Annotated in this window: 9 protein-coding genes; 3 read left to right on the forward strand and 6 right to left on the reverse strand. The window is 73.2% G+C overall.

Features of this window, described 5'->3' with window-relative positions; translation table 11 throughout:
• Positions 1-71 precede the first annotated feature (71 nt).
• Positions 72-596, reverse strand: a complete 525-nt coding sequence (locus AB0O01_RS34675) for a GNAT family protein (RefSeq protein WP_365319833.1) — start codon at positions 594-596, stop codon at positions 72-74.
• Between the two features lie 279 nt (positions 597-875).
• Positions 876-1,535 carry a lipoprotein gene (locus tag AB0O01_RS34680; RefSeq protein ID WP_365319834.1) on the reverse strand — a complete coding sequence of 220 codons (660 nt, stop codon included), beginning with the start codon at positions 1,533-1,535 and terminating at the stop codon, positions 876-878.
• A gap of 319 nt (positions 1,536-1,854) precedes the next feature.
• On the opposite strand from AB0O01_RS34680, the gene AB0O01_RS34685 reads away from it, so the two are divergent.
• Both AB0O01_RS34685 and AB0O01_RS34690 read left to right on the forward strand, forming a co-directional pair.
• Positions 1,855-3,414 carry an APC family permease gene (locus tag AB0O01_RS34685; RefSeq protein WP_365319836.1) on the forward strand — a complete coding sequence of 520 codons (1,560 nt, stop codon included), beginning with the start codon at positions 1,855-1,857 and terminating at the stop codon, positions 3,412-3,414.
• Positions 3,415-3,485: 71 nt separating this feature from the next.
• Positions 3,486-4,427 carry a GNAT family N-acetyltransferase gene (locus tag AB0O01_RS34690; RefSeq protein WP_365319837.1) on the forward strand — a complete coding sequence of 314 codons (942 nt, stop codon included), beginning with the start codon at positions 3,486-3,488 and terminating at the stop codon, positions 4,425-4,427.
• A gap of 364 nt (positions 4,428-4,791) precedes the next feature.
• Here AB0O01_RS34690 and AB0O01_RS34695 read toward each other — a convergent pair whose 3' ends face one another.
• From AB0O01_RS34695 to AB0O01_RS34710, 4 genes are all read right to left on the reverse strand, one after another.
• Positions 4,792-6,030, reverse strand: coding sequence for an MFS transporter (locus tag AB0O01_RS34695; RefSeq protein WP_365319839.1), 1,239 nt, complete (start codon positions 6,028-6,030; stop codon positions 4,792-4,794).
• A gap of 175 nt (positions 6,031-6,205) precedes the next feature.
• Positions 6,206-6,967, reverse strand: coding sequence for a hypothetical protein (locus AB0O01_RS34700; RefSeq protein ID WP_365319841.1), 762 nt, complete (start codon positions 6,965-6,967; stop codon positions 6,206-6,208).
• Positions 6,968-7,016: 49 nt separating this feature from the next.
• Positions 7,017-7,568, reverse strand: a complete 552-nt coding sequence (locus AB0O01_RS34705; RefSeq protein ID WP_365319843.1) for a hypothetical protein — start codon at positions 7,566-7,568, stop codon at positions 7,017-7,019.
• Between the two features lie 327 nt (positions 7,569-7,895).
• On the reverse strand, positions 7,896-10,025 hold the full coding sequence (locus AB0O01_RS34710) for a LamG domain-containing protein (protein WP_365319845.1): 2,130 nt from the start codon (positions 10,023-10,025) through the stop codon (positions 7,896-7,898).
• A 290-nt stretch (positions 10,026-10,315) separates the two neighbouring features.
• Between AB0O01_RS34710 and AB0O01_RS34715 the strand changes: the two genes are divergently transcribed.
• On the forward strand, positions 10,316-11,680 hold the full coding sequence (locus tag AB0O01_RS34715; RefSeq protein ID WP_365319846.1) for an FAD/NAD(P)-binding protein: 1,365 nt from the start codon (positions 10,316-10,318) through the stop codon (positions 11,678-11,680).
• Positions 11,681-12,048: the final 368 nt, after the last annotated feature.

Here is a 12,048-nt window from a genome sequence, read left to right on the forward strand (position 1 = left end):
GGGCGGATCTGACCGGGGCGGGCCGGACCCGACCGGACCTGATCTCCACCTGATCTCCACCCGACCTGACGCTACCCGGCGCCCTCGTCGACCAGTTCGGCGGCGAGCAGATCCATCAGCAGCCCGTCGTGCCAGGTCCCGTCGGCGCCGCGCTCGTACTGCCGCATCACACCGACCGGCCGGAAACCGACCTTGGTGTAGCAGCGGATGGCGGGGGCGTTGTCGGCGGCCGGGTCGATGACGAGGCGGTGGAAGCCGAGGTCGCGCACGAGGTGCCGGGCCAGGGTGCGAACGGCGTCGGTGCCGAGTCCGGCGCCGTGGGTGGCGGGGTCGAGGAAGATGTCGATCCCGGCGTGCCGGTAGTCGGGCTCGCTCTCCTCGTACCACTGGATCATTCCGGCGATCCGGTCCCGGTACCGGACCGTCAGGCAGTGGGTGCCGGGGTCGGCCAGGTCCTCCGCGATGTCGGCGGCCAGGTCGGGGCCGCCGCGCCAGTGCTCGGCGACCTCGGGGGTGGCGCGGAGGGCGGCGAGGGCCGGGATGTCGCCGGGTTCGCTGGTGCGCAGGACGACCCGGGTGCCATGGATTTCGGTCACCCGGCTCACGGTAGCCCGGCACCCGCCCGGGCCACCGGTCATTTTTGTCCCGCCGAGTCCGGCCGCTCGCTCCCGCCGAGTCCAGCCGGGGCACCCCGCTGAGTCCGGCCTGGGCATCACGATCTCGGTCCCGGCGAGGCATCTCGCCCTCGGTCCCGGCGGGCCGTCTCGATCTCGGTCCCGGCGGGGCACCTCGCCCTCGATTCCGGCGGGGCGTCCCACCCTCGGTCCCGGCAGGGCGTCCCGAAGAGCACGAGACGGACGACCCCGCCCCGCCGGTCAGTCCGCGAGGCGCAGCGTGCGCTTGGCCAGTTCGTAGGCGGGCAGGACGGCCCGGTGCTCGTCCGCGTCGGGGGCGTCGAGGCTGATGACGACGGGGCCGTCCGGGGTCGGCAGCGCGAAGGCCCGGTCCGGCCGCTCACCGAGGTCGTCGGTGGTGGTGTAGGTGACTTCGACGGCTGTGACCCCGTCGATCTCGAACGGGCGGTACCGCATCCCGCTCTTCGTCGAACCCGTCTCCTCGGCGAGATGGGCCGCGAGGACCGCCTCGGGGTCGTCGTCGCCCGGCGCCCCGGTCCAGACCCGGACGAAACCGAGGTGCCCGGCCGGTTTGGCGTCGATCTCGCAGGCGACGGAGACGGGTCCCACCTCCCACAGGAACTCGACGGGGTCGGCCTTCCACTCCTGCGCGAAGTCGAAGGTGACCGGCAGCTCGCACGCCGACCCGGCCCCGCCCAGCGTCCCCCCGCTCTTCACCCCGGTGGCGGGCGCGGCACTCACCGCGTCCGCCGAAGCACCGGCCGAGGCAGCGCCGGAAGCCTCCCGGTCATCACCACCGCCATCCCCACCACCCCCGCCCGAGCACCCGGTCACCGCCACCACCACCGCCGCCACGACCGCCACCGCGACCGCCGTTCTCGCCCCCTGCGCCACCCGCACTGTTCACTCCCCGCACCTTGATCCACTGAGCACGGACACTGTATGCGCGCGCACGCGTGGACCGTGATATCGAGATGATCACGAAATGTGACGCAGCCCACACGGGAAAATCCGACGCCCCGAATTTCCTCCCGAACTTCGATAACCGCATATCGGACACCCCTCGTCAACCTTGAGAAGCAACAACAGAAACCCCCAACAACCCTTGCAATCAGAGGCACAGGAAGCAAACAGCACCCGAATACCAGCCCCTCACCCTTCACACCCCCCACCCCCCACAACCGGAACCACGGAAACCGCACCGCTTAACGTCCTGTTCATGACTGAGCTGGACGTACGGCCCCAGGCCACCGACCACGGCGACGGGGCCCCCGCCGACGGCATGCGCACCAAGGGCCTCAGCGGGAACTCCGTCGGCCTGCTGGGCAGCGCGGTCATCGGTGTCTCCACCGTGGCCCCCGTCTACTGCCTCACCTCCACCCTCGGCTCCACGGCCGGGGAGGTCGGGGTGCAGATGCCGGCGGTGTTCCTGGCCGGGTTCCTGCCGATGCTGCTGGTGGCCTTCGCCTACCGCGAGCTGAACCGGGCGATGCCGGACTGCGGCACCTCCTTCACCTGGACGGTCAAGGCATTCGGCCCGAAGGTCGGCTGGATGTGCGGCTGGGGCCTGGTCATCGCCACGATCATCGTGCTGTCGAACCTGGCGGGCGTGGCGACCTCGTACTTCTGGCTGCTGGCCGGGGAGATCACCGGCAGTGCGTCGGTGGCCGCGCTGGACGACAGCAAGGCGGTGCACATCCTGACCTGTCTCGCGCTGATCGCCATCGCCACGGTGATCAGCTACCGGGGCATGACGGCGACCAAGGGCGTGCAGTACGCGCTGGTCGCGCTCCAGCTCGTGGTGCTGGCGGTCTTCGTGGCGATGGCGTTCTCGAAGGCGGGCAGCGCCGAGTTCGCCACCTCCCTGGACTTCTCCTGGTCCTGGCTGAACCCGTTCGCCGTCCAGTCCTTCGCCGCGTTCACGGCGGGCCTGTCCCTGTCGATCTTCATGTACTGGGGCTGGGACGCCTGTCTCACCGCCAATGAGGAGACCAGCGGCAGCGACCGCACCCCGGGCCGCGCGGCGCTCGTCGCCATGGTCGTCCTGGTCGGCTCCTACCTGGCCACCGGGGTGGCCGCGCAGATGGTGGTCGGTTCCGGGGAGAGCGGCCTCGGGCTCGCCAACCCGGAGACCTCCGACAATGTCTTCGCCGCGCTGGCGGGACCGATCATGGGCCCCGGCCTCGGCGTGCTGCTGTTCGTCGCGGTCCTGGCGTCGGCGGCGGCCAGCCTCCAGACCACCTTCATCCCGGTCGCCCGCACGGTCCTCGCCATGTCGACCTACGAGGCCCTGCCCGCGTCCTACGCGCGCGTCCACGAGCGGTTCCGCACCCCCGGCCGGGCCACCGTCACCGCGGGTGTGGCGACCGGCGTGTTCTACACCCTGATGACGCTGGTCAGCGAGCACGTCCTGGTGGACACGATCTACGCCCTCGGCCTGATGATCTGCTTCTACTACGCGCTGACCGCCTTCGCCTGCGCCTGGTACTTCCGCGCCGACCTGCTGAAGTCCGGCCGCGACCTGGTCTTCAAGGGGCTGTTCCCGGTGGTCGGCGGGCTGCTGCTGGCGGCGGTCTTCGGCAAGACCCTGGCGGACATGTGGGACCCGGCGTACGGCAGCGGCTCCTCGGTGTTCGGGGTGGGCTCGGTGTTCGTGATCGGGGTGGGGCTGCTCGCCCTCGGCCTGGTGATCATGTTCGTGATGCGCTGGAAGAGCCCGGCCTTCTTCCGCGGCGAGGTCCTGACCAAGTCGACACCGGCCCTGGTGGCGGAGAGCTGAGAACGGTCACCGGCGGTCCGCCGCCGGTAATTCCGTTGCGTTCCGTCCCGTTCGTCACAGAACCTGACGGCATGCCCACCCCCATAGCCACGCCGTCCCTCCGCCCCGCCGCGCTCTCCGACGCCCCGGCCATCACCGAGCTGCTCAACGCGATCGACCGCGCCGAGATCGGCACCCCCGAGACCGATCTGCACACGATCGAGTCGGACCTCCGGCACCCGGAGACGGACCTGGCGTCCGACTCCTGGCTCGGCTTCGAGGGGGACCGGCTGGTGTCGTATGGGCTGCTGTGGGACGAGTCGGGCGGCGAGCGCATCGACATCGAGCACTGCGTGCTGCCCGGCCACCAGGAGACCGGGCAGCGGGTGCTGCGGGCGATGGAGGCACGCGCCCTGGCCAAGGCGCGGTCCAACGGCGCCGGGCGGGCCGTGATCCACCTCGGCCTGAACACCCGCACCACCACCGACACCGCCCTGCTCACCCCCCGCGGCTGGCATCCGGTACGCCGCTATCACACCCTCACCCGGCCCCTGGACCCGGCGCGGGACCTGGCGCCCGAGGCGCCCCGGGGAGTGCGGGTGCGGGCCTGCCTGACCGAGGAGGACCGGGTCCGCGCCCACGCCCTGGACCAGCTCACCTTCGTCGACCACTACGACTTCCAGGCCCGCACCTACCCGCAGTGGCTGGCCGACCTCGACCCGGAGCTGACCGACTGGTCCCTGGTCTGGATCGTCTCGGTGGACGGGCTCGGCGACGCCGGGTTCCTGCTGGGCCGCGGCGACCTCAGCAGCACGGCCTGGATCAGCGGCCTCGGGGTGGTGCGCGAGGCCCGGGGCCGCGGCCTCGGCGGCTTCCTGCTGCGCCACGCCTTCGCCGAGTTCGCCGCCCGGGGCCGCGCCAGGATCGGCCTGGGCGTCGACACGGACAACGACACGGGCGCACCCGAGCTGTACGGCCGCAACGGCATGTCGGTCCACTACGCGGTCGACACGTGGGAGACGGTCGTCGGCTGAGCGCGAACCGTCGGCGCGGGGCGGCCACGGGAGTGATACACCTCCCGGGCGATCTGCTGCCGGGCGGGGTGGAGACGGTCGTACCGGCGAGCAGCTCGCCGGTGGGGGAGGTTGGAGCCGGTGGAGCCGGTGGAGCCAGCCAGTGGAGCCGGTCGAGCCAGCCGGTGGAGCCGGTGCTGCGGGTGTCAGGGCCTGCGGCGGCCCCCGGGCGTTCGCCGGGACCGGGTCGGCGGCGACCTCCAGGTCACCCGGGACCGGCGACAAGCGTGGCGGGCAGCCGGAGACCGGTGGCGCAACCCCCGGGTCACCCGGGACGGGATCACGCGGGACCGGGTCAGCCGGGAAGGGATCACCCGGGAACGGGTCACCCGGGGACCGGCTCCCGCTCCCGCTCCCTCTCTCCCTCCCCCTCCCGCCGCGGCAGCAGCAGGGGAGTCGCCAGGAGCAGCACCCCGGCGAGGGCGAGGGCGGGGCGGATGCCGACGGCGGCGGCCAGTAGGCCCCACAGCGCCGTGACGGCGGCGGTGACCGTCTTCCCGGTGACCGACCAGGCGGCCAGCACGCGGGCGGTCCGGCCGGGCTCGGTCAGTTCCAGCCGGCGGGTGGCGAGGACCGGGGCGTAGACGGCCGAGCAGGTGATCAGGGCCAGCTCGACGACCATGACCAGGGCCAGTCCGGCGGCCCCGGGCCCGACGAAGGCCAGGGGGACCGACCAGCAGACGCGCAGCGTCCCGGCGACCCGCAGCACCCGGTGCGGCCCGTAGCGGGCCACCAGCGGGCGGGCGAGCCGGGAGCCCAGCAGACCGCCCAGGCAGGGCGCCGCGAAGGCCAGCGCGTAGGCCCAGGGGGCGAAGCCGAGCGGGCCGAGCATCAGGACGGCCAGGAGCGGCACCCCGGCCATGATCAGACCGTTGACGAGGGCGCTGTTGAGGAGGAGGGGACGCAGGACGGGGTGGCCGAGAAGGTGGCGCCAGCCGTCCAGCAGATCACCGGGGCCCCTTCCGGCGGCGGGGGCCGGGCGGGGTGCGGGTTCCCGGCCGGGGACGGTCCGGATGCCCAGCGCGGAGAGCAGACAGCTCACGGCGTCGGCGAGCACCGTCGCCATCGGCCCGAGCAGCCCGACCGCCGCACCGCCCAGCGGCGGCCCGATCATGGTGGCCGTCCAGGAGGTGGACTCGAAGCGGGCGTTGGCGGTCAGTAGATCCTCGGGCGGCACCAGCGCCCTGAGGAACGCACCGGCCGCGGCGCCGAACGCGATGTCGGCCACCGCCACCACCACCGCCACGACCAGGAGGTGGCCGAAGGTCAGCAGACCGCACGCGAAGGCGAGCGGCACGGTCAGCAGGGCCGCCGCCCGGACCAGATCCATGCCGACCATCACCGGCCGCTTGTACCGGAACTCCACCCAGGGCCCCACCGGCACCGCCAGCACCGCTCCGACCGCCGTACCGGCCGCCGCGAGCAGCGCGACCCGGGTCGGCCCGGCGTGCAGCACCAGCACCGCGATCATCGCGAACGCGTCGAGGGCCAGCCGCGTACCGAAGGCGCTGACGGCGTACGCCGCCCACAACCGGCCGAACGCCGGACCCAGCGAGCGGCCCATCGCGCTCCCCCTCCCGTCGCCCGCGTCTGCCCTCCGACCAGCCATCCAAGCGACCGGGGCGGCCGGACACAAACAACCCCCGGGCCCGTGCCACAACGGGGGGTTGTGGCACGGGCCCGGGGGCAGTGAGGGACGCGTTCCGTGCCCGGGGTCGCGGGATCGGCGTCGGATCGGCTCAGATACGCGTCGAGATGAGGTCCCGCAGCGGCTGGGCCGAATCCGTGCCCGAGTGGCCGAAGGGCGCGTCGAAGCTCCAGACCATGAAGAGCAGGAAGACGACCAGCGCGCTGAACGCGCTGGCGAGCATCAACTCCCGGGTGGAGCGCCGGATCTGGAGGGCGAAGAGCAGCCCCAGCGTCACCACTCCCCCACCCAGCAGCCCGAACCACACCACGCCGGGCAGGGTGGTCCCGGCGCTGTCCAGCCGTTCGTGCCGGGCCACGTCGGCGGCGGCCACCTCGTCCAGCAGCGGCTGATACGCCTGGGCCTGGAGTTCGTCGGCGGGCGTGCGATGGGCGAGGTCGGCGCGGATCCGGCTCAGCAACTCGCCGCCGGTCGGGCCGGGTTCCTCGTCGCGCTCCATGGCGGCCCACTCGGCGGTGACGGCGTGCCGGGCGTACGCGTCGATCCGCTCGCGCACCTGGCCGCGGAAGTCGGCCGGATAGACGTCCAGCCGCTGATCGATCTCGTAGAGCGCCTGCGCCTCGCGGCGCACGGTGTCCTCGGCCGCGCCCCGCGCCTCCCACACCCCGGCGATGGCCAGCCCCAGCACGATCGCGTACACCACGCCGACCATCATGACCATGTACTCCAGCACGTCCGGCGTCTCGGACGTGTCCTCGTCGGCGGCCACCCGCCGATGCCGCATCACGGTGGCCGCGACGACGAACGCGCAGACCACGGCGGCGGCCAGGGTGTAGATCAGCCATTCGGACACAGGGGGCTCCAGAAGGGTCGTACGGGGTGGGACACGGGGGGGTGGGGGTTCAGCCGCGGCGGCGGCGCGCGCCGGGGCGCAGGGCGACGGCGGCGAGGATGGCGGGGGTGGTGACGACGGTCGTGGTGGTCACCACGGACAGCCCACCGGGGACGTCCCGTTCGGCGGCCGGGGGGCGGTGGCGGTTGCGGGGGACCCAGCGGAAGGGGTCGGCGGGTTCCGGACCGGCCGCGGGGGGTGGCGGGGCAGCGGGCGGGTCGCCGGGGTCGGGGGCCGCGCCGGGCGCGGGCGGGGTGGGGGTGGTGGGCCCGGCCGCCTCCGCTGCCGGGAGCCGCGGCACGGGCGGCGCGGGGGACGCGAGGTGGCCCGGCCGGTCGGGCTCGCGCCGGGTGGGCGGTTCGTGGGGTTCCGCCGGGGGTTCGGCGGGCGCGTCCGGTCCGACGGTGCCCGGCACCCCGATCTCCACCCACGCGTCCGGCACGCACACCACCACATGCGCCTCCCCCGCCGGGGGATCGACGGCGACGGCGGCCCCGCTGTCCGGCGACAGCGGGCACAGCGCGGCGACCGCCCCGAGTCCGACGGTGATCCAACCACCCACCGGCGTACCTCCGTTCCGGGTCCAGCGCCCTGCTCGGCGCTGTCGACCGGGGCCGCGGATCGGGCCCCGCCCGGAATGAACGATCTTTCAGATCGGGGGTCACGCGCCGGTTCGCGCGCGGATGCCCCTCCGCGCGTGAACCGGGGTGTCGCCCGGGGCGGCTCAACGCGCCCCGGACGGTTCGACGACCCGGTGCGGGCGTTCCGTCAGATGCCCGCCGGACGGCCCGCCGGACGCCCGCCAGAGGTCCGCCTGAGGTCCGCGAGATGCCCGCCGGACGTGCGCCACAGGCCCGTCACAAGCCCTCAGAGGTCGGTCAGAGGTCCGTCAGAGGTCCGTGCCTCCGCCCAGCCACAGGATCTGCGTGCTGTCCAGTGCGCCGGCGAACGCCTGGACCTCGTCCACGGCACCGCGCAGATACTCACCCCAGCCGCCCCCGACCGCGGCCCGTCCGATCTGGAGGGGTCCGGTGCTGGTCAGGCCCTCGGCGAGGGGTGCCGAGCCGCCCGACGCGGGGCTTCCGTTCACATAGAGCGAGATCCGGTCGGTGGCGTCGTCGTAGACCACGGCCAGCCGGTGACCGGGCCCCTGTCCGCCGCTCGGCAGGGCCCACTGCGAGACCACCCTCTCCGGCGCCCCGGCCTCGTCCCGCACCGGCATGACGAGCTGCCAGGCGTGATCGGCGGGGCTGTAGCGGACCTTGAAGACATCCGTGTGCGTACCGGCCTGCGAGAGCACGGTCATCGGACGGTCCGGCGCGGTGTCGGCGAGGCGGACGACCACCCCGAGGGTGAAGCTGTCCCGGGTGTCGACGACCGGGCCGGCGGCCACCGCGTGGCCGGTCACGCCGTCCAGCGCGAGGTGCCCGCCGCCGACGAGGGCGGTGGGGAGCGGCACGCACTCGGGGTCGGTCTCGGGGGAGCAGGAGCCGTCGGCGCCCCGGTAGATCGTGGCGCCGGGGCCGAGGGTGAGCGGCGCGCCGCCGCCCTGCTCGGGGCTGGCTCCGCCGGGGGCGGTCTCCAGGGCCCAGCGCCCGAGCGTGGTGTACGCGCGCCGGGCCAGTTCGGCGGCCTCGGCGGGGACCACGACCCGGTCGTGCACCCGTACGCCGCCCAGTTCGCCCTGCCAGGGGTCCCCGTAGGCGGGGCCGGGCCCGGCGGCGCGGCCGAGCTGGAAGTCGCCGGGGGCCGCGAGCGCGGTCGCGCCGGACACCGTGCCAGCCTCGGCCCCGTTGACGTAGAGGCGGGCCTGGCCGGTGCGGGCGTCGTACTGGCCGAGCAGGTGCGCCCACTCGCCGGTCTCCGGCGCGCCGCCCGAGACGCGGGTGCCGCCGATCGCGAAGGACCAGGCGGGGCCGGTGGCGCCCGGGGTGAGGCCGAGGGTGAATCCGGCGGTGCCGCCGGTGTCCTGGCTGGCGGCGGTCATCGCGCGGTCGGTGCGCGCCGGGCGTACCCAGGCGCTCACGGCGAAGGTCTGTCCGGCGGGCACCACGGAGGCGTCCGGGGTGAGGAAGGCGTGCCCGGTGCCGTCGAGGGAGGCGGTCGAGGCGGGCTGCACGCCGCGCGGCCCCGGGGCGCCGAAGGTCACGCCGCTGCCCGCGCGGGCGGCGGGGCCGGTCTCGGCGGCGGCGCCGGTGGCCCCGGCGGGGTCGGCGAGGTTCCAGTGGGCGACGGGGGCGCGGCCCCTGTTCACCGCGAAGCCGTGGTGGGTGTCTTGGCTGGAGCGTCCGGCCCGGTCGATCGCGCTGACCGTGAGGCGGTCCAGGCGGGACACGGTCGGCAGATGGGTGAGGGTGACGGGGCCGCCGGGTGTGGCGGGTTCGACGGTCCGCTGCGCTCCGCCGAGGAAGCTGTAGACGTAGCTCACGACGTCGTCGGAGGGCGAGTCCACGGTGAAGTCGCCGTAGACGCCCACGCCGTCGCGCCAGACGCCGTCCGCCGGGTACTGGGTGGAGGTGACGGCCGGGGCGGTGGGGCTGGTGTCGTCGTAGACGAAGGTGCAGAAGGCGCCGTCACCCGACGAGCTCCAGGGGGAGGCGTCGGTGGCGCCGAGGGCACGGACGTGCCAGGAGACGACGGTGTTCGCCGGGACGGTGTCGGGGACGGTCAGCCGGAAGGTGCTGCCGGTGTACTTGGCATCCACCTGGCCGCTCCAGCTCTGCGCGGCGCCGGAGGCGTCCGTCCAGCGGGCCTCGAACTCGCCGCCGACCTCGCTGTTCGGCCCGGTGTCGTGCAGGACGGCGGACAAGGTGGGGCGGGTCCCGGTGTAGGTCGGTTCCGCGCCCGTGGCGCACGCCTGGCTGCCCGTCCTCAGATCGGCGACGGCCGGGCGCGGCGGTGGCTCGTTCGTCGCGGCCTGTGCCGCACCGGGCGCGGCGACGGCGAGGGCCGCGGTCAGCGAGCCGGCCAGCAGAGCGCGGTGTCCGGCCCAACTCCTGCCTCTCTCATGTCTGTTCACTCAGTGTCCTCCCCTGGGAAAACCCGTGGTCACCACGAGTCGCCGGAGGCTAACAGTGAGCACTGACAGAGGCCGAGTGATTTCCCGGGCGGCCGGGCCTCGGTATGGCCGAAAATGGTCACCGGGCCCACCCCGGCGTCACCCGCCGCCGACGTCGTATAACCCGATGGAAGGCAACCCATAAGATCGCCTTATGAGCCCATAGACCGGACCCGCGTACCAACTTAGGCTTGCCTTAGTTTAGGCTTCCTGATCGAGTCGAAACTTCACCGCTCGAAGGGAACCTGATCATGCCGCGCCCCCTGCGGGTAGCCATCGTCGGAGCCGGTCCGGCCGGCATCTACGCCGCCGACGCCCTGCTCAAGTCCGACGTGGCCGCCGAGCCCGGTGTGTCCATCGACCTCTTCGAGCGGATGCCGGCCCCCTTCGGGCTGATCCGCTACGGCGTGGCCCCCGACCACCCCCGCATCAAGGGCATCATCACCGCCCTCCACCAGGTGCTGGACAAGCCGCAGATCCGCCTCTTCGGCAATGTGGACTACCCCACCGACATCAGCCTGGACGATCTGCGCTCCTTCTACGACGGCGTGATCTTCTCCACCGGCGCCATGGCCGACCGCGCCCTTGACCTGCCCGGCATCGACCTGGACGGCTCCTACGGCGCCGCCGACTTCGTGTCCTGGTACGACGGCCACCCGGACGTGCCGCGCACCTGGCCGCTCCAGGCCGAGAAGGTCGCCGTGCTGGGCGTCGGCAATGTGGCCCTGGACATCGCCCGGGTCCTCGCCAAGACCGCCGACGAACTGCTGCCCACCGAGATCCCGGCCAACGTCTACGAGGGCCTCCAGGCCAACAAGGCGCTGGAGGTGCACGTCTTCGGGCGGCGCGGGCCCGCGCAGGCCAAGTTCAGCCCGATGGAGCTGCGGGAGCTGGACCACTCCCCGAACATCGAGGTCATCGTCGACCCCGAGGACATCGACTACGACGCCGGTTCGATCGAGACCCGGCGCGGCAACAAGCAGGCCGACATGGTCGCCAAGACCCTGGAGAACTGGGCGATCCGGGATGCCGGCGACCGCCCGCACAAGCTCTTCCTGCACTTCTTCGAGTCCCCCGCGGAGATTCTCGGCGAGGACGGCAGGGTCGTCGGCCTGCGCACCGAGCGCACCGCTCTCGACGGCACCGGCAATGTGAAGGGCACCGGCGAGTTCAAGGACTGGGACGTCAGCGCGGTCTACCGGGCGGTCGGCTACCTCTCCGACAAGCTGCCCAAGCTGCCCTGGGACCTCGGCTCGGGCACCGTCCCCGACGAGGGCGGCCGGGTCATCGAGGAGAGCGGCGCGCACCTCACCTCGGTGTACGTCACCGGCTGGATCCGGCGCGGCCCGGTCGGCCTGATCGGCCACACCAAGGGCGACGCCAACGAGACCGTCGCCAACCTCCTGGACGACTTCGCCCACGACCGGCTCCAGACCCCGTCCGCCCCGGACCCGGCGGCCGTGGACGGCTTCCTGGCCGAGCGCGGGGTCCGCTTCACCACCTGGGAGGGCTGGCACCGGCTGGACGCCGCCGAGAAGGCGCTCGGCGAGCCCCAGGGGCGCGAGCGGGTGAAGATCGTGGAGCGCGAGGACATGCTCCGCGAGAGCGGCGCCTGATCGGGCCCCTCTCCCACGGCACAGACCTGATCCGGCACCTCCCCCACGGCACACACCTGATCCGGACCCTCCCCTCAGGGCACACACCTGATCCGGACCCCTCTCACGGCACAGAAAACGAGCGGAACCGCCCCAATGCGGATGGTGGGCGGTTCCGCTCGTCCCGTGATTGTGGGGAACCGGCATCCGTGTGACCACGGGTGCGCGAGGGTCGCTTGGTGCGGATGACGTGCGCCCCGTACGCGCCGCGCACTCCCCGTGTGCGGCGCGCGGTGTGTTCTTGATCACTTCAAGGGACCGTTCCCGCATGCCGGGCCGCTCGCCGGTCGATGCTTCACAAGGACTGCGGCGATACTGGTGGATCACAC

Source organism: Streptomyces sp. NPDC093252 (assembly GCF_040683675.1).
GTDB lineage: Bacteria > Actinomycetota > Actinomycetes > Streptomycetales > Streptomycetaceae > Streptomyces.